The sequence below is a fragment of the Thalassospira sp. MCCC 1A02898 genome, from assembly GCF_001618185.1.
Taxonomy (GTDB): domain Bacteria; phylum Pseudomonadota; class Alphaproteobacteria; order Rhodospirillales; family Thalassospiraceae; genus Thalassospira; species Thalassospira tepidiphila.
The window spans coordinates 169,638-190,763 of the sequence record NZ_LPXK01000010.1; the positions used below are offsets into that span (position 1 = coordinate 169,638).

The 21,126-nt window shown below is 55.4% G+C and carries 14 protein-coding genes; 5 read left to right on the plus strand and 9 right to left on the minus strand.

Annotation, left to right across the window (positions count from 1 at the left end; all coding sequences use genetic code 11):
- Positions 1–117 precede the first annotated feature (117 nt).
- A complete protein-coding gene (locus AUQ41_RS09935) occupies positions 118–2,256 on the plus strand; it encodes a methyl-accepting chemotaxis protein (protein ID WP_063088301.1) in 2,139 nt (712 codons plus the stop codon).
- 81 nt (positions 2,257–2,337) lie between these two features.
- On the opposite strand, the gene AUQ41_RS09940 is transcribed toward AUQ41_RS09935, so the two are convergent.
- From AUQ41_RS09940 to AUQ41_RS09965, 6 genes are all read right to left on the minus strand, one after another.
- Positions 2,338–2,943 (minus strand): nucleoside deaminase, encoded by a 606-nt coding sequence (locus tag AUQ41_RS09940; protein WP_063088302.1) that lies wholly within the window; start codon positions 2,941–2,943, stop codon positions 2,338–2,340.
- Positions 2,944–3,061: 118 nt separating this feature from the next.
- Entirely contained in the window at positions 3,062–3,316 is a 255-nt protein-coding gene (locus tag AUQ41_RS09945; protein ID WP_008890625.1) for a hypothetical protein, read from the minus strand.
- Positions 3,317–3,570: 254 nt separating this feature from the next.
- A protein-coding gene (gene prfB, locus AUQ41_RS09950) for a peptide chain release factor 2 (RefSeq protein WP_120226253.1) occupies positions 3,571–4,699 on the minus strand; the annotation gives its coding sequence in 2 pieces (ribosomal slippage) (positions 3,571–4,629 and positions 4,631–4,699; 1,128 coding nt in all).
- Between the two features lie 171 nt (positions 4,700–4,870).
- A complete protein-coding gene (locus tag AUQ41_RS09955) occupies positions 4,871–6,442 on the minus strand; it encodes an alkaline phosphatase (RefSeq protein ID WP_063088303.1) in 1,572 nt (523 codons plus the stop codon).
- Positions 6,443–6,692: 250 nt separating this feature from the next.
- Positions 6,693–9,116 carry a penicillin-binding protein 1A gene (locus AUQ41_RS09960; RefSeq protein WP_063088304.1) on the minus strand — a complete coding sequence of 808 codons (2,424 nt, stop codon included), beginning with the start codon at positions 9,114–9,116 and terminating at the stop codon, positions 6,693–6,695.
- Between the two features lie 259 nt (positions 9,117–9,375).
- Complete coding sequence (locus tag AUQ41_RS09965; RefSeq protein WP_143588773.1) at positions 9,376–10,659, minus strand: N-acetylmuramoyl-L-alanine amidase; 1,284 nt, start codon at positions 10,657–10,659, stop codon at positions 9,376–9,378.
- Positions 10,660–11,308: 649 nt separating this feature from the next.
- On the opposite strand from AUQ41_RS09965, the gene AUQ41_RS09970 reads away from it, so the two are divergent.
- Positions 11,309–14,311 carry a ribonuclease E/G gene (locus AUQ41_RS09970; protein ID WP_063088305.1) on the plus strand — a complete coding sequence of 1,001 codons (3,003 nt, stop codon included), beginning with the start codon at positions 11,309–11,311 and terminating at the stop codon, positions 14,309–14,311.
- Positions 14,312–14,383: 72 nt separating this feature from the next.
- On the opposite strand, the gene AUQ41_RS09975 is transcribed toward AUQ41_RS09970, so the two are convergent.
- Both AUQ41_RS09975 and AUQ41_RS09980 read right to left on the minus strand, forming a co-directional pair.
- Positions 14,384–15,535, minus strand: coding sequence for a pyridoxal phosphate-dependent aminotransferase (locus AUQ41_RS09975; protein WP_063088306.1), 1,152 nt, complete (start codon positions 15,533–15,535; stop codon positions 14,384–14,386).
- A gap of 70 nt (positions 15,536–15,605) precedes the next feature.
- The gene (locus tag AUQ41_RS09980; protein ID WP_063088307.1) at positions 15,606–16,994 is read right to left on the minus strand and encodes a gamma-glutamyltransferase; all 1,389 of its coding nucleotides are present in this window, start codon (positions 16,992–16,994) and stop codon (positions 15,606–15,608) included.
- On the opposite strand from AUQ41_RS09980, the gene AUQ41_RS09985 reads away from it, so the two are divergent.
- The 3 genes from AUQ41_RS09985 (at position 16,981) to AUQ41_RS09995 (ending at position 19,868) form a co-directional block, all read left to right on the plus strand.
- Positions 16,981–18,336 (plus strand): M48 family metalloprotease, encoded by a 1,356-nt coding sequence (locus tag AUQ41_RS09985; protein WP_336232954.1) that lies wholly within the window; start codon positions 16,981–16,983, stop codon positions 18,334–18,336. The genes AUQ41_RS09980 and AUQ41_RS09985 overlap by 14 nt on opposite strands.
- Positions 18,333–19,019, plus strand: coding sequence for a hypothetical protein (locus AUQ41_RS09990; RefSeq protein WP_232308360.1), 687 nt, complete (start codon positions 18,333–18,335; stop codon positions 19,017–19,019). The genes AUQ41_RS09985 and AUQ41_RS09990 overlap by 4 nt, the downstream gene beginning before the upstream one ends.
- A gap of 87 nt (positions 19,020–19,106) precedes the next feature.
- Positions 19,107–19,868, plus strand: coding sequence for a DsbA family protein (locus tag AUQ41_RS09995; RefSeq protein ID WP_063088310.1), 762 nt, complete (start codon positions 19,107–19,109; stop codon positions 19,866–19,868).
- A 132-nt stretch (positions 19,869–20,000) separates the two neighbouring features.
- Here AUQ41_RS09995 and thiS read toward each other — a convergent pair whose 3' ends face one another.
- Positions 20,001–20,996 (minus strand): sulfur carrier protein ThiS, encoded by a 996-nt coding sequence (thiS, locus tag AUQ41_RS10000; protein WP_063088311.1) that lies wholly within the window; start codon positions 20,994–20,996, stop codon positions 20,001–20,003.
- Between the last annotated feature and the right edge of the window lie 130 nt (positions 20,997–21,126).

The following is a 21,126-nucleotide window of genomic DNA, read 5'->3' on the forward strand; positions in this document are numbered from 1 at the left end:
TTTCGCGTCGTTGAAAAGTGCACACAGATACCCGAGGCATCTTTTCTGCTGTCGAACCAAGGGTGCGAGCCGGCCAGAACTCTGGAACAGGGCAACGGCACTGCGAGAGGAAATGTCATGAAACGTATTTCGGTGAAGCTACCGACGATCATTGCAGGCCTGATCCTGCTGACGGCGCTGAGCGCTGGCGGAATCTTATCCTTCAACCTTTGGGAGACCCAGAAAACCGAGGTGCAGAACAAGCTTCTGGCGCTTACGGATGCGCGCAAGAAGTCTATTCAGTCCTATCTGACGTCGATTGAAGAAGACCTGATCATAGAAGCCGGCAGTGGCTACACGCGCGAAGCCCTCGGCGCATTTAAACACGGCTGGGAACAGCTGGATGGCAACCCGATGGCCACCCTGCAAAATCTTTACATCACCGAGAACAGCCACCCGCTTGGCGAAAAGCATCTGCTGACCGATGCCGGGGATGGATCGGACTGGAGCCAGGCCCACCGGACCTATCACCCGCATTTTCGCGAGTTTCTTGAACTCAAAGGCTATTACGACATTTTCCTGATCCGTGCCGATGGGGAGCTTGTCTATTCCGTCTTCAAGGAGGCGGACTTTGCCACCAACCTCAAAACAGGCGAATGGGCGGAGACCGATCTGGGGCGCGTATTTCGTGACACACTGGCGCTGAATTCCGCCAAGGACATCGCCTTTACCGATTTCAGCCCCTATGCCCCCAGTGCCGATGCACCGGCCAGTTTCATCGCCCATCAAGTCCGGTCTGAAGCAGGAGAGTTGCTTGGTGTGATTGCCTTCCAGATGCCGATTTCACGCATCAACAGCATCATGAATGCATCGGTTGGGATGGGCGAAAGTGGTGAAACCTATATCGTGGGTGAAGACGGGTTGATGCGAAGTGACTCCCGATTTTCCGAAGAAAGCACGATCCTTAAAACCCGTGTGAACGACGATGCAACCCGCGACGCATTGGCGGGCAATAGCGGCATTCACGAAATTGTTGATTACCGCGGCGTCCCGGTAATTTCAGCTTATATGCCGATCCAGTTTAATGGCGTCGACTGGATTGTTCTGGGCGAGATTGACACTGCCGAGGCATTTGCCCCGGTTTATCGCGCCCTGACGATTGCGGCGGCGATTGTCGGCCTTTTAGCCGTGCTTGGCATCGCAGCAAGTATCCTCTTTGCCCGTTCGGTGACCCAGCCGATCAAAAAAATTGTCGGCAACCTTGGCACCCTTGCCGATGGCAAGCTTGATACCGAAGTCTTTGGCACCGATCGTCCTGATGAAATTGGCGACATCGCCAAGGCAACGGAAGTCTTTAAAAAGAACATGATCCGCGCCAAGGAACTTGAGGCCGAAGCCGAGCAAGCCAAGGTGCAGGCCGCGGCAGAAAAGCGCGAACAAATGAACAAGTTGGCCGATGCGTTTCAGGACAATGTCGGCACGATTGTCAAAGTTGTGGCGTCTGCGGCAACCGAACTGGAAGCAACCGCCCAGGGCCTTACCGCGATCATGGAACAGACCAATGCACAGGCAACGTCTGTGTCAAATGCGTCTGGCCTTGCCAGTACAAATGTCGAAACGGTGGCATCTGCCTGCGAAGAGATGGCCGCATCCATTCGCGAAATCAGCGCGCAGGTCCAGAACGCAACGAATATAACCACCCGGGCCACAGAAACGGCAAGTTCGACCCGCGAAACGGCAAACGGGCTTGCGGGTGCTGTACGCGAAATTTCCAGCGTGGTGGAACTGATTCAGGACATTGCCGAGCAAACCAATCTTCTGGCCCTGAACGCCACCATTGAGGCAGCACGCGCAGGGGATGCCGGCAAGGGGTTTGTCGTTGTCGCACAGGAAGTCAAAAATCTGGCCAACCAGACGGCGCGTGCGACCGAAAACATCACCGCCCAGATCGAAAAAGTACAGGGCATTACCAACACAATGGTCACCGCGGTTGATGAAATCAGCGATGTCATTGAAAACAACAAGCAAAGCTCGACGGTGATTTCAGCAGCAGTTGAACAGCAGGACGCCGCCACGAACGAGATTAGCCATAACATCGCACTGGCCGCCAACGGCACACAGGAAGTGACCAATGCGATTGGCGATGTCACCAAGGCGGCAAACGAAGGAAGCCATTCCGCGACCCAGGTCCTGGCCAGCGCGCAAGAGCTTTCAAAATCGGCCGCCCGCCTTGGCAAAGAAGTCGACAGTTTCATCGCAACGGTTCGCGCCGCCTGATCAAACTGCCCGAAAATACTAAAACGCGCCCCGCTTAAAGGTGGGCCGCGTTTTTTGTGCGTTTAGGGCTTTGCGTTGGGCTTAGTTCAGCGGGATGTCGTTATCAGATTTGCTGTCCTGATATTGGGCCGACAACCGGTCATATTCATCCGAAATTGCCTTGGCGCGTGTCACATAGGCTGCCTTCTGATTTTCCGGCAGCTCCGCAACCATGCCCATCATGGAATGGCTATCCCAGAAGGCATTGGATTTATTGTATTCGCCGTCCTCAAGGGTGAAGACCTCCTTCATGATTTTCAGATCATGGGGAATGGCAAAGGCATCACGCGAATCTTCATACGAGAAGAAATAATAGAAATTATCAAACCCGGCCCATGTGATGGCCGACAAACACATGGAGCACGGCTCATGCGTCGAAAGAAAAATCAGCTCCGACGTCGCCGGGCGCTGATCAGAGGGCATTTCATAGAACCGTTTCAGGCAATGGACCTCGCCATGCCAAAGCGGATTCTCGGTTTCATTGTTGGTTTCGGCAATGACCAGCGAAAGGTCATCCTTGCGCAGGATCGCCGCACCAAACAGTTTGTTGCCGCCCGATACGCCGGCACGGGTTTTGGGCAGAATGTCGTCCTCCAGCACGGAAAACAGACGATCAAGGATATTCTGATCAGCGTTGGTATCGGTCATGTCGGCGGTCCCGGATGGCGGTGATTTTACATGCTGCTATTTCATCGCGTCCGGGCCGCCAAGCCAACCTGTTTTTCGTATCAACAGGCGCTAAACAGCCTATTGATACGCTTTACAATCAAAGACCACGCAATATGCCATCATTATCAGGCATCTGGCGCCTTTCCGGCGGAACCGGAATATAGAAATCACGATCAAGCAAGGTGGTGATCGCAATCAGCGTCGGGGATTTCTGATCCCGTACCTTGGTGATCAGTGCATGATCAACCGGGGCCATTTCGCGGATTTTGATGACTTCGAAAATCGGACCGTTGGGTGTAGCGAGTTTGAACTGGTCGCCGACCGCGACCGGACCATGGGACTGATGGGCCATTTGGATCTTCCCGTGAGAGTATGGATGTTTGCTCCGCACGACCTGCCCGTGTCCCGTATTACCCGGGTGTTTTGTTGTATGCGACAGATCGCGCTTGACCACACTGTTGCAGAGCTATCCGGCAATTCTGTGACAGAAATGGGATATTTGCGCTCGATTTGCGATTTTCTGCCGGTTTGACCATCGCAAAACAAAAAACACCCCGCCAGATCCGGACGGGGTGTTTTCAAATGCAGGTGGTTCAGGATAGCCGATCAGTCGATATCTTCGATTTCCCCGGCCGATCCGGTGACCTTGGCAGCAAGGGCCGCGGCCATAAAGGCATCAAGATCTCCGTTCAGAACGCCCTGGGTATCGGACGTTTCCGTGCCCGTGCGCAGGTCCTTGATCATCTGATAAGGCTGCAGGACGTACGATCTGATCTGATGGCCCCAACCGATATCGGTCTTGCTGTCTTCGACAGCCTGTGCCTCGGCTTCGCGTTTTTGCAGCTCCGCCTCATACAGACGGGCTTTGAGCATCTTCATCGCCGTGTCGCGGTTTTTGTGCTGCGAACGGTCGTTCTGACACTGGGCGACGATGCCGGTCGGGATATGGGTGATACGCACAGCAGAATCGGTTCTGTTAACGTGCTGACCACCGGCACCCGATGCACGATAGGTATCGACACGAAGATCCTTATCAAGGATTTCAATTTCGATATCGTCGTCAATCACCGGATAAACCCAAACCGACGAGAAGCTGGTATGGCGGCGTGCGGAACTGTCATAGGGCGAAATACGCACCAGACGATGCACACCCACCTCGTTCTTGAGCCAGCCATAGGCATTATGACCCGTGATCTTGTAGGTCACCGATTTGATACCGGCTTCCTCGCCATCACTTTCTTCAAGCATCTCAAGCTTGTAGCCCTTGGACTCCGCCCAACGATAATACATGCGCGCCAGCATCGATGCCCAATCCTGGGCCTCGGTCCCGCCAGCGCCGGCATGAATCTCAAGATAGGCATCGTTGCCATCGGCCTCGCCCGAAAGCAGGCTCTCAAGTTCCCGCTTTGCCGCGATGTCGCGGATCGAGCGCAGAACCTCTTCGGCCTCTTCGACGGTTTCGTTGTCGCCTTCGGCTTCGCCGAGTTCGATCAGACCAACACTGTCTTCAAGCTCCTGGGCGAGCTTTTTATAACCATTGATGGCGTCATCAAGCTGGGTACGTTCACGCATGACTTTCTGCGCGTTTGCCGCATCGTCCCAAAGGGTCGGGTCTTCGGCAAGTGCGTTCAGTTCGTCGAGGCGTCTAAGAGCGTTATCCCAGTCAAAGATGCCTCCTCAGCAGTGCCATCGACTGCTTGATTTCATCGACCAATGCCTGTGCTTCGGCGCGCATTGATGTCTCCGTTACTCGTCTGAAAATCTGTTTTGCCACATGTTTGATGTAGCAATGTCGGCGTGGCTTATAACAGTTTTTGTCCCGCTTGAAACCCCTGCAACCATGCAAAAACCCGACACAGAATTTGTGCCGGGTTTCGCAACAAAGCTCCGATGGTCTGATAGGGGATCAGCCCAAAACAGGATCAAGCGTTACGGTATAAAGTTCCTCGTCGGCAACATCGCGAAGCGACACGCGGAACTGTTCGGTTTCGGCATCGATATCGACCAGACCGAAGAACTGCAAACCATAGGATGGCGGCAGGTTAACGCCCTGCTCCTTGGTTGGGTGTTTGGTGAATTTCACCTGCGGACCGAATGTGTTGTCCATGTCACTGGGGCCAAAGGTCCCGGCATGCAGTGGGCCCGATACAAATTCCCAGAACGGTTCGAAGTCCTGGAACTGCGCCTTGTTCGGGTCATAGTAATGGGCAGCGGTGTAATGCACATCGGCCGTCAGCCAGACCGTATTGTTGATTTTGGCATTCTTGATAAAGCGCAGCAGTTCAACAATTTCAAGCTCACGTCCGGCAGGTGCACCATCGCCATTGGCAAGGTTTTCAAACGTGCTTTTGTTTTTCCAGTCATCATAGACAATCATGCCAATCGGCATGTCCGCCGCGATGACTTTCCAGGTCGCCTTGGAATTCAAAAGGCCGCGCTTAAGCCATTCCATCTGCGCACGCCCAAGGAAGTCGGTATTGTCGGTCGGTGTTGCACTGTTATTGGCATCGTTGGTGCCGCGATAGGTCCGCATATCGAGGAAGAAGATTTCCAAGGACGGACCATAAGATACTTTGCGATACACCCGCCCCGGCTCGGATGCGTGTTCGGTGACGGGTAACATTTCGCGGAATGCACGGTTTGCCCTTGCTGCCAGAAGGGATGCTGATTTTTCAGTGTATCGATCATCGCCAAGCAGCATCTCGCCCGGATACCAGTTGTTGGTAACTTCGTGGTCATCCCATTGATAATAGACCGGGATCAGGCGGTTGAATTCGCGCAGATGCTGATCAAGCATGTTGTATTTGTAGTTGCCGCGAAACTCGTCAATGGTTTCGGCAACCTTGGCGGTGTCTTCGGTGGTGATGTTTTTCCAAATCTGCCCATCCGGGGTTTTCTGGGTTTCGGCAAACGGACCATCGGCATAGATGGTATCACCGGAATGGATGAAGAAATCCGGGTTGTGTTTGGCAATGGTGGCATAGGTTTTCATGCCGCCACGATCTTCATCGATGCCCCAGCCCTGCCCGGCCGTGTCGCCTGACCAGCCAAACCGAATATTGCGTTTCGCCGCCGGTGCAGTGCGGAAATGGCCAATAATCGGCTCGGACGATGCGCGTGCGTCATCAAGGTTTTCAAAATGGATCTTGTAAAAAACATCTTGCCCAGCGGGCAGGTCCGCCAGTGCAAGCTTGCCGGCAAAATCACGTTCCGGCAGTACATCGACATGCGGGATGCGGACCGAATTTTTGAAGCCTTCGGTGGTTGCGATTTCGGTGATCATGCGTGATGCACGATCCGCACGCCCCCAGATGCAGGCGGTATTGGCGGTCACATCACCACTTTGCACCCCATGGGTAATCATCGGGCGATCAGCAGCACGGGAAATAGATGGCATAAAGAAACCACCCATGGCGGATGCGGCACCTGCTGTTGCGCTGGTGGCAAGAAATTTGCGGCGGGAAAGTCGAAACGACATAACGAAACCCTCTTCAAGGTATGAAAATCACCTTGAGGAGAATGACAAAATCAAATGACAGTGCGATGTCACCCGTTTGATCGTTTTGTCATTGTTTGATGACAGCGCAACGTCGCGAAAGGCCTGATTTGAAAACAAATTCTTTCAGATGAACACATCCCTGAACGAACAAAGCCGGATGCTGATCACATCCGGCTTTGTTGATATTTAAGCGGCGAATTTCGCAACTATATGATCGTTGTCGCGCAGCCTAATAAATGCCACCCGGACCGGACACAGCGCCTGCGCTGTTATCCGAATTGCCAGATCCGCTATACCCGCCATCAATCACGTTGTCGTTTGATGCCGGGATGGTGCCGGGTTTGAAGGCCTCCCAGATCACGTCCTGAGCGCCCGGGCCAGCCGGAAGGCCGGTACGCGATTCAACACGGACCATGCGAATGCCCGGCGGTGTACGGAACGGAATGGCTTTGGTGCCTTCAAGTGCACCGCGCATGAATTCCTTCCAGATCGGGGCAGCGGCACTTGCGCCCTGCTCCTTGTCGCCAAGGGATCGGTTGTCATCAAAGCCGACATAAACGCCAACAGCCAAATCCGGCGAGAAGCCGACAAACCATGCATCACGCGAATCATTGGTCGTGCCGGTTTTACCAGCCAACGGATACCCAAGTTCGGCGATTGTCCGGCCAGTACCACGTGAAATAACGCCTTCCATGATGTGGACCATCTGGAACGCACTGGCCGGATCGGTCAGTTGTTCACGGGTATCGGGCAGATCAGGCGGCATCTGATTGCGGAATTCCACATCCTGACACAGGCTGCATTCGCGTTCGTCACGACGATAAATCACATTGCCGCGACGGTCCTGAATACGGTCGATCAGGGTTGGCGTGATTTTCTTGCCACCATTGACCAGTTCGGCATAGGCCGCGGTCAGTCGCATCACCGTCGTTTCAGCCGCGCCAAGCGACATCGACAGGACATCTGGCATTTCATCAACAATGCCGAACCGTTCGGCATAATCGACAACCGTCGGCATGCCGATGGTCTGGGCCAGACGCACCGTCATCAGGTTTCGCGATTTTTCGATACCAAGGCGCATGGTCGAAGGACCATAGAACTGGCCGCTATAGTTGCCCGGTTTCCATTTACCAAGCCCCGGCCCCTGATCAATCACAAACGGCGCATCAAGCACCAGTGTGGACGGCGTAAAGCCTTGGTCCAGGGCCGCCAGATAAATAAACGGCTTGAAGGCCGAACCCGGCTGACGGCGGGCCTGTGTCGCGCGGTTGAATTTCGACAGATCGTGCGAAAAACCGCCCGACATCGCCAGTACGCGACCGGTATGCGGGTCCATCGCCACCAGACCACCATTCACGTTCGGGATCTGACGCAGGCCATAGGTATTGGGCGGAAGCGTCTCGCCATCAAGTTCGGCGAAATGCTTGACGTAAATGACATCGCCGGGTTTGAGGACATCTGACGGGCGGTTAACGACCGCACCCAATGTCTGGCCCTTTTGCCACGGGCGCGCCCATGTCAGGAAGCGCAGCGGAATGCGGCCCTGCTCGCCATTCATCAGGCCCAGTTTTGCCTCGTTGGCGTCGGTATCAAGAACAACCGCACGATCCCACGGGATATCGGCGGGCGTTTCAACTTCGCGCAAGGCCTGCTGCCAGTTGCCCGACAGGTCAATATTGGTGATGGGGCCGCGCCAGCCATGGCGGCGGTCATATTCGACCAAGCCGTCAAACAGTGCCTTGTCGGCGATATCCTGCAAACGCGGAACCACGGTCGAACGCACAGAAAGGCCACCGTCATACAGCATGCCTTCGCCGTAACGGTCCACAAGCTGGCGACGGACGTCCTCGGCAAAGAAATCAGCCTGATAGGTATCAACCGATTCACGGCTTTTGCCCTGAAGCGGGGCCGACCATGCCGCCTGTGCTTCGGCCTCGGTGATGTAATTTTCTTCCAGCATCCGGCCGATCACCCAGTTGCGGCGTGCCTTGGCTTCGTCGTGGTTGCGGACCGGATGATAGTTCGAGGGTGCCTTCGGCAGGGCTGCCAGATATGCGGCTTCTTCGATATTAAGTTCATCAAGCGACTTGTCGAAGTAACGCAAGGCTGCGGCGGCGACGCCATAGCTGCCACTGCCAAGGTAAATCTCGTTCAGATAAAGCTCGAGGATATGTTCCTTGGAAAAGGCGCGCTCGATCCGGAAGGACAGAATGGCTTCCTTGATCTTGCGCTCATAGGAAACTTCGTTGGTCAAAAGGAAGTTCTTGGCGACCTGCTGGGTAATCGTTGATGCACCGACCGGGCGTTTACCCGTGCCCATATTGACCACGTTGGTCACAGCTGCACGCAAGACAGAGGCAAAATCGATCCCCGGGTGGGAGAAGAAGTTTTTGTCCTCGGCTGCGACGAAGGCATCAACCACCTTGGGCGGGATGGCCGAAATCGGCACAAAAACACGCTTTTCACGCGCATATTCGGCAATCAACGCACCGTCGGATGCATGCACACGGGTCATGACCTCGGGCTCGTAATTTTCAAGCTGGGTGTAATCGGGCAGTCCCTGGCCAAAGTGCCAGAAGATCGCCAGCATACCGGCGCCGCCCGCAACCGCCATCAAGAACAGAAAGCCGAAAATACTAAGTAAGATTCGCATGTAAGCAGGTCTTTTTCATTTTGTTGGCCTGATCCGTTAGGGGCGCATATTCATGCACTCTTACCGGAAATGCAATGTCCCGGCAGACATTTCGCCTGTCTGTGCCGAAAAAACGGATGTATCCGCATTATAGCGGCAAAATAATGACAAGGTTGTGACAGCCGCCACGCCAGACAGCATTTGTTCGCGGTGACACCGCACACAAGAATTCCGCTGCCCGTTTCGGCCCCAGCGAAATCATCGACATCATGCCCGAGTATTAGAATTTGTGTTTCTCGAAATAGATATCAATTGCCCGCAAGACCGCATCGGCAATCTTTTTGCGATGAGCCGGACTTTGCAACAGCTTGGCGTCCGTCGCATTCGAAAGATATCCCATTTCAAACAGGGCCGACGGAATATCCGGTGCCTTCAGAACCGCAAAACCGGCAAAGCGATGGGTGCGACGTTGCAGTTCGATGCTTTGGGCAAGCTGACTGACCATGTTGGCCGCAAGGGTCGCCGACAGGTTCATGGTTTCACGTTGCGCAAGATCGATCAGAATGCTTTGCACCAGCGTGTTTTCATCGGAAAGATCAATACCGGCAATCACGTCGGCCTTGTTTTCCTTCGATGCCAATGCTGCGGCCTCTTTGTCCGATGCATTTTCAGACAGGGTATAGACCGATGCGCCGCGATGCTTGGGATTGCCAATTGAATCCGCATGCAGGGATATGAACAAATCAGCCCCGGCCTTGCGTGCGATGTCCACGCGTTGGCGCAGTTTCAGGAACACGTCCTTGTCACGCGTCAACAAAACGCGATACCGGCCCGATGCGGTCAGGGTTTCGGCCAACTGACGGGCTGCGGCAAGGGTCAGGTCCTTTTCATAGACATTGCCAACCCCGATCGCGCCCGGGTCGACCCCGCCATGCCCGGCATCAATCGCGATCAGCGGCTTTTCTTCGCCACCCCGGCCCGATTGCACCGCGACATCGACACTTTGTTCGGTCGCGCTGGTATCGTTACGACTGCGCGCAGAATAGGCTTCCATGCTCTGGCGCGATGCGGTCAGAAACGCATCACGCTGTGTCGGTTTAAGATCAACCACCAGACGGTTGGGTTTCCCGCCGCCGGGCGGCAAGGAGAAAATCTTTGAAACCAGCGATGGTTGGGCAACATCGAGAACCACACGGAACGTGCCCGGTTTAAACAGGCCATACCGCAGACCGGAAATAAGCCCACCACCGGAGGTCACCTTGCCCGGCGGGGCGTTCCAGTCAATTTCCGGCATATCAATGATGATGCGGTACGGATCGGGCAGCAGGAAATAGGTAAAGTCGACTTCCTGATCGAGATCGATCACAAAGCGCGTGTAATCGGGATAAACCCCGAGCCGTGCGCCAAGCACCTTGGCCGTCTGGGCAGAGGCACCTGATACGATGATCTGGGACGCACACAACAGCGCAAACACCACCATCATCGTTCTGGCGATTTTAACCAGCAACGATCGCGATGGTGCGTTTTTCGGCGTGGAAAATGAAGTCGCGTGCTGTGAATACATCTGTCGTTTCAGCGCCTGTTACCCTGCAAGAGCATCTGTTAAGCGCTTATAGCAATGCGTTGGTTAACGGGCAATTGACCAACGACAGAACTTGCATGACAGACCTTTCAACTTTCCGCGATGGGCATGGCATGGGACAAAACTGTAAAAACAGTGTGTTTTCATATATTTGCCCGAACCAAATCATCCAAAGGAAAATCGCGCGGATTTCTGTGTGTTTTTACACGTTACTGTCAGAAAGTCGTCACATCACGCAACAAAACTGTTTGTAGCATACGCATAAAAGGGATATGTTGCACCCGAGATTCCTATGCTTTGTGGTAAGCAACCAAAATGCCACCAGGCTGAGGACGCGACGAGTTCAGTTCTTACGGTCGGTGTCTCGGTGACGCGGCAATTCCCGCTCCCGATAGAGCCCTCCTTAAAAAGGCTGTCTTGGCGCGCTCGAAGACACGCAATCTAATTCTTTTTGTTTCAACACCAAAACCAGGTCCAACCGGAAGAGCAGCCGACACGCGATGACCCAGATACATACAGGACATATCGCGACCTTTATGGTTGGCGCCTCCGGACACGCCGGTTTGTTTGCATATCAGCGCAATTGCGCCCATAGCATTGAACTGGCGGGGCCTCCAGGAACAGGTTCCGAATGGTCAAACGTATGCTTATCGATGCAACGCACGCGGAAGAAAGCCGCGTCGTTGTTATTCACGGAAATCGCCTAGAAGAATACGACGTCGAAACTTCGACAAAAAAGCAAATCAAGGGTAATATCTATCTCGCGAAAGTCACGCGGGTAGAACCGTCGCTTCAGGCGGCCTTTGTTGACTATGGCGGAAACCGTCATGGTTTCCTTGCGTTCAGCGAAATCCATTCCGACTATTATCAAATTCCGGTTGCCGACCGTGAAGCTCTTGCCCAGCAGAGCAACACACAGGTCAAGGACGCCGAAATCGTCGAAGACAATATCGGCGATACCGAAGACAGCCCGAAAAAAGACAAGAAACCGTCGCGTTCCCGCTCGCGCCGCAAACCGCGCGCCCAGAGCAAGGACGAAGCTTCCGACACGCCCGAGGCAGAAAACACCGACGCCGCCGCATCGGCCGAGGCCGCTGCCCCGTCAGATGCCGCAACCGACAATGCCGGTTCTGGCGAGGAAGAAGAAGCCAAGCCGCGTCGCCGTCGCCCGCGCAATCGTCGCAAGAAAAGCGATGATGTCGAAGCATCTGGCACGGACGCAGAAGCATCCTCTGATGGCAACGATGACAACGGTTCGGACGGTGACGACACCCCGACCGGTGGTAATGCCGCGATGTCTGCGGAAATCGCCGAGCTTGAAGTTGATGTCGATGACGAGGCCAACGAAGTAACCGCGCTTGACGCGACCGCCGATGTTGAAGAAGACATCGAGGATATGGGCGGCGATGACGATGGCGACGAGTTCGTTGAATCACACAGCCGTCAGCTTCAGAAACGCTACAAAATTCAGGAAGTGATCAAACGCCGCCAGATCATTCTGGTTCAGGTCGTCAAGGAAGAACGCGGTAACAAGGGTGCGGCTCTTTCGACCTTCCTGTCGCTGGCCGGCCGTTATTGCGTTCTGATGCCAAACACCCCGCGTGGTGGCGGTATTTCGCGCAAGATCACCAATGCCAAGGATCGCAAGCGCCTGAAATCCATTCTGGCCGAGCTTGAGATTCCGGATGGCATGGCGGTGATCGTTCGTACCGCTGGTTCCGAACGGACCAAAGCCGAAATCAAACGCGACTTCGATTATCTGATGCGTCTGTGGGATCGTATCCGCGAAACCACCCTTCAGAGCCAGGCTCCGTGCCTGATTTACGAAGAAGCCGACCTTATCAAGCGTTCCATCCGTGACCTTTATGCACGTGATGTTGATGAAGTTCTGGTCGAAGGTGACGATGGTTACCGGGTTGCCAAAGACTTCATGAAGATGCTGATGCCGTCGCATGCCAAGCGCGTGCAGCCCTACAAGGATCAGGGCGTGCCGCTGTTCCACCGTTTCCAGGTGGAAAGCCAGCTTGATGCGATGCTCAACCCGGTCGTACAGCTTAAATCCGGTGGTTATCTGGTTATCAACCCGACCGAGGCACTGGTCGCGGTTGACGTTAACTCGGGCCGTTCGACCCGCGAACGCAACATCGAAGAAACCGCTTACAAGACCAACCTTGAAGCGGCCGAAGAACTCGCACGCCAGCTGCGCCTGCGTGACCTTGCCGGTCTGATCGTTGTCGATTTTATCGACATGGAAGACCACCGCAATCAGGCATCTGTCGAGCGCAAGCTTAAGGAAGCGATGCGCAACGACCGTGCACGTCTTCAGATCGGCCGTATCAGCCCGTTTGGCCTGCTTGAAATGTCGCGTCAGCGCCTGCGCCCGTCGCTGGTCGAAAGCGCGTTTGAAGTTTGCACCCATTGCCGTGGTGTCGGCCTTGTCCGTTCGATTGAAAGTGCAGCCCTTCATCTGCTGCGCGTGATCGAGGAAGAAGGCATGCGTCGCCGTTCCGGCGCGCTGACCGTCCATGTTGCCAGTGAAGTTGCGCTTTATATCCTGAACCGCAAACGTGACTCACTTGGCGAGATCGAAAACCGTTATGGCTTCAGCGTCATGATCTTTGGCGATGACAGCCTGATTTCACCTGATCACCGTATCGAGCGTACGCGCGCGAAAAAAGGTGACGAGGTCGAAGAGGTTTCTGCGGTTCTCAATACCGACAGTGTGTCGCTGACCGCGATTGAAAACCCGGTTGATCTCGAAGAAGAAGAAGACGAAATCGAACGCAACGAAGACGACGATCAGGGCGGCAAGCGCCGTCGTCGCCGTCGTCGTCGCCGTGGCCGTAATGATGACCGCGATGATCGCAACAATGATCAGCCGCAGGAAGCATCAGACGACAGCGATGGCGCATCTGATAATGCAGATGGCAACAATAATGATGACGATGATGACGAAAGCAATCGCAAGCGCCGCCGTCGTGGCAAGCGTGGTGGTCGCCGTCGTTCGCGTCGTCAGGACTTTGATGGCAACCGCACCCGTTCACCGGCAGATGATCCGGCCCTGACGGCGGCACGCCGCAATCGTGACCATGAAGCACCGGACGGCGCGGATGAAAACACCGTGATCGACGCCGACAGCGAAGGTCAGGATGCCGACAGCTTTGATCAGGAAGGCGTTCGCGCCGGTCGTACGCGCAGCACCACTGCCCCGGCCCCGGCCCGTCCGCGTCGTGATCGCAATGACAATCGCCGCAACCGTCGTGATCGCAACAGCCGTTCTGATCGCACTGACGGTGATGAAGATCGTGGTGATGTGAAAAACATCCCGATCCAGTCGGGCCCGGCCCCGGAAGCAAAGCCTGAAACCCAGGCGGAAGCAAAACCGGAAGCCGCAAGCGCACCGGCATCTACCCCGGCAGAAGTCAGCGCACCGGCACCGGAGAAAGAAACGCCAAAGGCAGAAGCCCCGGTCGAAAAATCGGCAGAAAAACCTGCCGAGAAGCCTGTAGAAAAACCGGCCGAGCCGAAAGCCGCTGAGCCTGCCAAGGCTGAAAAAGCTGAACCGGCGCCTGCGCCAGCAAAAGACGAAAAACCGAAGCCGAAGAAACGCGGCTGGTGGAGCCTCGGTCGTTAAGACCGGGCATCTGAACAAACAAAAAGGGCTGCCCATCGGGCAGCCCTTTTTTCGTGGTGATTTAATGAACGATCAGCGTTTCCAGTTCTGAAGCGCCTTGACCGCACCGACCATGGTGTCTTCGCTATGAGCGAACGAGAAGCGCACATAGCCCTTGCCGCGCATGCGGTCGAAATCCGTCCCCGGTGTCGTGGCAACGCCGGTTTCTTCAAGCATCTGCTTGCAGAACGCTTCGCTGTCATTGGTCAGGTCGCGCACATCGGCATAGAGGTAAAACGCACCATCCGCCGGGGCAAATTTGGTGAAGCCCGCCTTCGGCAATCCATCCAGCAGGATTTCACGATTGCGCGCATAGGCCGAGATGTTGGCTTGCAGCTCATCCTCGCAATCGAAGGCCGCCACCGCCGCCAACTGTGACAACGCCGGGGCCGAGATGAACAGGTTCTGCTGCAGGCATTCCACAGCGCGCATCAGATCGGGCGGGACAATCGCCCAACCCAGACGCCATCCGGTCATGGAAAAGTATTTCGAGAAACTGTTGATGATGATGGCTTCATCACCGAATTCAAGCGCGGTGCATTCGGCCACATCGCCAAACGAAATCCCCTGATAGATCTCGTCACTGATCAGGCGAATACCGTTTTCGCGGCAATAGGTTGCCAGTTCGCGATAGGTTTCAACATCAATCATGCTGCCAGCCGGATTGGACGGGCTGGCAACGATCAGGCCATCAACCGGTTCATCCAGATCACGCAGCATCTGAACCGTCGGCTGATAATGGGTTTCCGGCCCGGCGGGCAGGTTGATCGTATCAATACCCAGCGCACTTAGAATGTTGTGATAGGCCGGGTAACCGGGGGCTGCCATCGCAACACGATCACCGGCGTCGAAGGCCGCCAAAAACGCCAGCACAAAGATCGATGAAGAGCCACTGGCAACACAAACCCGCGCCGGATCGACCGAAACGCCAAACTTGGTTTTGTAATGCCCGGCGATGGCTTCGCGCAGCGGATCAATGCCCATGGCGTTGGTATAGCCGATCAAATCAGACTCAAGCGCCTTAGCAGCAGCTTCGCGCACCTTGCGCGGTGCCGGGGTTCCGGGTTGGCCGACTTCAAGATGAAAGACAGCCTTGCCTTCCTTTTCGCGTGCATTGGCCGCACGCATCACATCCATCACGATAAAGGGCGAAATTGCACCACGAAGGGATTGCTTCAATGCCATTTGTGGGGTCCTGACATGTGTTTAAGAGCAACAGGGCAGGATGTCCCCTGCCCTGTTGGGTGGTCTATGATTATCGGGTTCCGGCCATGCCGCCGCCTGCCGGGTCGGCAAGGAACTGGCAGCTTTCCGGATGAGGTGGCGTGCCTTCAAGGCACTTGATGACATTGACCGAAGACGCCCCGTCGGAATTCATCGAAATACCCGATGCAGCACCAGTACCAATCAGGTCTTCGGCCATGGTGGCGATCTGTTTGGTCGCACCGGCCGGCGTGCCCGTGCCAGCAATGCCGTAATAGTATTCCCAGACAAACGGGTTCACCATCAATGCCGGCCCCATCAGCGGGGTTGAAATCATGTTTGCATCCCCCGCAGCCAGATTAAGGCCAAACGCATCCGCACCAAGCCCCGCACCAAACGGCTTGTTCATGGTGGTGACACAGGCAACCGCATTGGCGGCACGATCCACAACAACAAAGCCACTACGTCCGGCATTGGCCTGTGCGGCTTCAGAACCCGATGCGATATCCGCCAGATAACGGTTCAGGATATCGGCAAGTTCACCGCCCTCGGTGATGACCGAAGCACCAGAATTGGATCGCGGCGGATAGGCCAGATAAAGCGTTTCATTGCCAACCTTGACCTCGGTCGCGGTTTTCCACTGCGGGCGATAGGTGCGCATGTCATCAGCTGTCAATGTACCGCCCGCTGCGGTGACGGCATTGGCGATATCAGCCCCCAACGCACCGCTATAAAACTCGCCCGGTCCCTTGACGCGCAGTGACGTCAGAAGGGCTGCCAGATTAACCGCACGGATACGGTCACCGACTTCAAGCATCTTGCCATCTGGCATAAAGGTCGCGCGCAATGCCGGGCTGGCCTCAATCCGGGCACGGTTTGCCTCGATATCCTTGACCAGCGAACGCGATACCGGCACGCCAAGGCGGGCATATTGTTCGGCCGCACTGATCAGCGAGCCCCACTGCAAACGGCCATAACGTGCGCTCAACGCATAAAGGCCGCGCGGAACAGTCGGGATGGTGGTTGGCGTCTGATCGGAACCGGTCCGTGTGCCCGGACGTGGCCAGAAATCAAGGACTTCGACCTTTTTCGTCGCGCGATCATGCACAACACAAACCCCGCCACCGCCAATTCCGGCAACGGATGGCTTGGTCACGGTCATTGTGGCGTAAAGCGCCACAGCAGCGTCCGCAGCCGTCCCACCGGCAGACAAAACATCCCGCGCATTCCGGACGGCACGTGGCTCATCAGCGACCACACCACCGAAATAACCGGACACTGCCCCTATTTGACCAAGATTTTCTGTTTCATTAGCACTACATGCGGCAAGACCGGCAGTCATTGCGATTGCGACCGCGATCCGCCATGATGGCTTGCGCGTCGGCACGGAACCGACATCAGTCGAACGAAAATATGGAACGCACATTTTGCTCAGACGCATTATTACTCTCACTGCCATTTTCCTTGTTGCCCTGCCTAGCACGGTTTTCGCGCAGGGTCGTTCTTTTATCCGCGATACAGAGATCGAGGAAACCCTCCGGATGTATGCCACGCCCATTTTCAGGGCAGCGGGCCTCGATCCGAATGGCGTGTCCATTTATATCGTTTCCGACAACAGCTTGAACGCATTTGTTGCCGGGGGCCAAAAGCTTTTTATCAATACTGGGCTGTTGTTAAAAGCAGAGACTCCCGAACAGGTTATCGGCGTTGTTGCCCACGAGACCGGCCACATCTCCGGTGGCCATCTTTCACGCGTTCATGACCAGTTGCGCAATGCGTCTGCGATTTCGATTCTTTCCACAATTGCCGGTGTTGCCGCCGGTGTGGCTGCCGGCCGATCTGATGTCGGTACTGCCGCCATTCTGGGCGGCCAGAACGTGGCCACCCGTAACTTCCTTGCCTATTCGCGGACCCAGGAAAGCAGTGCCGATCAGGCCGGTGTGAAGTATTTAACAGAGGCAGGCATTTCTTCGCGCGGGATGCTGGAATTCATGCAGACGCTTGAAGGTCAGGAACTGCTGAGCACGGCAAGCCAGGACCCGTATCTGCGCAGCCACCCGTTGACCGTCGAACGTGTCGATTTCCTTGAAAATTATGTGTCCAACTCGTCGCTCAAGGATGCAAAGGTTAGCACCGATCTGTATGAGCGCCATGCCCGCATGCGTGCCAAACTGTTTGCCTTTACCAACCATATTCAAAATACGATGCGCACCTATCCCGAAAGCGATACGAGCATTGCCGCGCGCTATGCCCGCTCGATCGCCTATTACCGGGATTCACAGCTTGAGCCCGCACTTGAGATTATCGAAGGCCTGATCGCCGAGGAACCATCCAATCCCTATTTCGAAGAACTGAAAGGCCAGATTCTTCTGGAATTCGGGCGTGCGCGCGATGCCATCCCACCGCTGCAAAAGTCGGCCGAACTTTCAAACGGTGCGCCGCTGATCCGACTTCTTCTGGCGCATGCAATGATCGAAACCGGCGATGAGGCGTATCTGGCCCCGGCCAAGGAAAACCTGATCGGGGTATTATCGCGCGAACGCGGTAATGCATCGGCATGGCGGTTCCGCGCCATTGTCGAAAACCGCCTTGGCAATGAAGGCGAAGCATCCCTGTCACAGGCCGAATACAGCCTTTTGACCGGTGACCGGCAAGCCGCGAGCTATCATGCTGTGCAAGCCGACCGTAAGCTTGAAAAGGGCACGGCCACATGGGTTCGTGCGCAGGACATTCTTCAGGCGACCAATCCTGATGGCGTACCGGGCAAGGACGCCGCCAATTGACGTCTTCGACCGCACTGCGTACCAAGCCACGGGCCGCGCGCGCCGTCACATCCAGAAGGGTTTTGGCGTCTGTAATGGTCGTGCTGGGCTCTCTCGGCATGGCAAGTTGCAGCCTGCCCGGTGCTGGTGTGGATGTCAGTGGTGACCTGAAACTTCTGTATGCGCCTTTTTCACTGTCCAACCCGCCGCGCTATTGGCAGGTCAGTCAAAAGCCTGACGTATCATCTGCCCCGCTTGGTTGGGAGGACAAGGACGGACGTATCGCCCTTGCCGTGCGCCCCGGCATGGGGACCTTTGAAATCGGTCGGCGGACAAATGTGATCGTGCTGGCCTCGCCGTTTTTGTCGTTTGACTGGCAATTCAACAGTGCGGCCCAAGTCGGGGATGTTGAACTGGTGCTTGGCTTCCGACGACAGGCACAGGGAAGCTGGACGGAAAGTGATCTTGGATCCGGAAAACCAACGATGGATCAGGAAGTCCGTATCGCTGTTGGCCAATATGAAGTGCGGTACGGTGAATGGCACCGCGAGTATTTTGATCTGGCGACGCTTTATCGTCGATATTGGCCGGATGCCCAGGCCGACGAGGTGCGCCTTGTATGGATTGGCATTGTTTCGGGCGATGATCAAATCGCCGCACAGAATAGTGTGATACATCTAACGCATATTTTACTTTCACGTTAGCAACGAGATCACGTATCAAAAACCATTACATTTCATCAGGGTCAGGACCACAGCATTACACACTGGCCAGAGACAAAAGGACGTCCAATGAACTCCCATATCGCAAAACGCTTTCTTGCTGGCACGGCACTTGGTATCGGCATGCTGTTTGGCGCACAGGCTGCTTTCGCACAGGATAGCCTGAGCGCTGAACAGAAAACCGAAATCGAAGGCGTTATTGAACAATACCTTCTTGATAACCCGGATGTTCTTTTGCGCGCGATCCAGAATGTCCAATCCTGGCAGGCCGCAGAGCAGTCCCGCCAGCAGGCTGCGGCCATCACCCCTGTCTGGGATGCGCTGGTTGCCGACAGTTCCGTTCCCTCGGTCGGGCCGGTTGATGCGCCAGTGACCGTGATAGAGTTTTTTGATTACCACTGCGGTTATTGCAAGCGCGCCTTTGATGGCGTGAAGGAAATTGCCGAAAACAGTGATGGCAAGGTTCGCACCATCTTTGTCGAATTCCCGATCCTGAGCGAGGAAAGCACCCTCGCCGCTCGTGCCGCACTCGCCGCCGACAAACAGGACAAATACATGGAAGCGCACGAAGCCTTCATGACCAACCGTGGCCTGCTTGATCAGGAACGGATCAATGAACTGGCCGCTGGTGTTGGCATCGACGTTGAACAGATGCTTGAAGACATGAAGGCGCCTGAAATCACCGGCATGCTGGCACAGTATTCGAGCATGGCGCGCGCCGTCGGCATTTCCGGCACCCCGGCCTTCCTGATCAATGGCACGCTGGTTTCGGGCGCAGATATGGAGCGTGTGAACGCGCTGGTCGATGCCGGACTGAAAGACGCATCCTGATCAAGACCACCTGACCAAACACAAAACGCCAACATGTGCAGTTTTGTTGTTTCGCCGTCTTAATGAAAAAGCAAAAGGCCGTTTCATCATCGAAACGGCCTTTTGCATTACAGCTTATCGCAAGGATATCGCCTAGATAATCCCCGCCAGTGGCGAGGACGGATCGGCATATTTCTTTTTGGGCATGCGACCGGCCAGGAAGGATTCTCGCCCGGCAATGATGGCATGTTTCATGGCGCGCGCCATACGGATCGGGTCTTTTGCCCCGGCGATTGCGGTATTCATCAAGACACCGTCGCAGCCCAGTTCCATGGCAACTGCGGCGTCCGATGCGGTGCCAACGCCTGCATCAACCAGAACCGGCACATTGGCGTTTTCCTTGATCAGCGCGATATTGACCGGGTTCAAAATCCCCATGCCAGAACCGATCAGTGAGCCCAACGGCATGATCGCGCAGCAGCCCATATCTTCAAGCATCTTGGCCTGAATGGGATCGTCACTGCAATACACCATGACATCAAAGCCATCCTTGATCAGGGCTTCGGCCGCCTTAAGCGTTTCGGGCATATTGGGATACAGCGTTGCCTGATCGCCCAGCACTTCGAGTTTCACCAGGTTCCAGCCGCCTGCTTCGCGTGCCAAACGCAAGGTGCGCACAGCATCATCGGCGGTAAAACAACCGGCCGTATTGGGCAGATAGGTGTATTTTTTCGGATCGACATAATCGACCAGCATCGGCTGGTTCGGGTCGGTCAGGTTCACACGGCGCACGGCAACCGTGACAATTTCGGCACCGGATGCCTCGATCGCAATTTTGGTTTCCTCAAAATCCTTGTACTTGCCGGTCCCAACCAGCAAACGGGACGAGAATTTCTTGCCTGCAACAATGAAACCGTCATCGTCCGCCGCGGCAAGGCCTGCTTCATGTGACCCACCGCCGATAAAATGCACGATTTCAAGTTTGTCGCCATCGGCCAGCCGGGTTTCGCCATAGGCTGTTTTGGGAACGATTTCCAGATTGCGTTCGACCGCGACCTTGGTCTGGGCGATTCCAAGCTCGCCAAGAAGTTCGGCAACGTTTCCAGCATTTTCGATGGTGCGGTCTTCACCGTTGATCGTAAGACGCATCTTTCCGTTTCATCCATGTGGTATCAAATTATTCACAATTGCCGCGCAGTATGCGCAGCACGCTCGCCCGAAGCAAGCCGTCTTGCATCGCTTTTTGGTGTTGATGACCCGGCAAGCTCGCCTTGCTGGC

Excerpts from the sequence above, each read along its gene's own strand:
- AUQ41_RS09935 (WP_063088301.1), top strand. The coding sequence starts at position 118 with ATGAAACGTATTTCGGTGAAGCTACCGACGATCATTGCAGGCCTGATC.
- AUQ41_RS09940 (WP_063088302.1), bottom strand. The coding sequence starts at position 2,943 with ATGACCGATACCAACGCTGATCAGAATATCCTTGATCGTCTGTTTTCC.
- AUQ41_RS09945 (WP_008890625.1), bottom strand. The coding sequence starts at position 3,316 with ATGGCCCATCAGTCCCATGGTCCGGTCGCGGTCGGCGACCAGTTCAAA.
- AUQ41_RS09955 (WP_063088303.1), bottom strand. The coding sequence starts at position 6,442 with ATGTCGTTTCGACTTTCCCGCCGCAAATTTCTTGCCACCAGCGCAACA.
- AUQ41_RS09960 (WP_063088304.1), bottom strand. The coding sequence starts at position 9,116 with ATGCGAATCTTACTTAGTATTTTCGGCTTTCTGTTCTTGATGGCGGTT.
- AUQ41_RS09965 (WP_143588773.1), bottom strand. The coding sequence starts at position 10,659 with ATGTATTCACAGCACGCGACTTCATTTTCCACGCCGAAAAACGCACCA.
- AUQ41_RS09970 (WP_063088305.1), top strand. The coding sequence starts at position 11,309 with ATGGTCAAACGTATGCTTATCGATGCAACGCACGCGGAAGAAAGCCGC.
- AUQ41_RS09975 (WP_063088306.1), bottom strand. The coding sequence starts at position 15,535 with ATGGCATTGAAGCAATCCCTTCGTGGTGCAATTTCGCCCTTTATCGTG.
- AUQ41_RS09980 (WP_063088307.1), bottom strand. The coding sequence starts at position 16,994 with ATGCGTCTGAGCAAAATGTGCGTTCCATATTTTCGTTCGACTGATGTC.
- AUQ41_RS09995 (WP_063088310.1), top strand. The coding sequence starts at position 19,107 with ATGAACTCCCATATCGCAAAACGCTTTCTTGCTGGCACGGCACTTGGT.
- thiS (WP_063088311.1), bottom strand. The coding sequence starts at position 20,996 with ATGCGTCTTACGATCAACGGTGAAGACCGCACCATCGAAAATGCTGGA.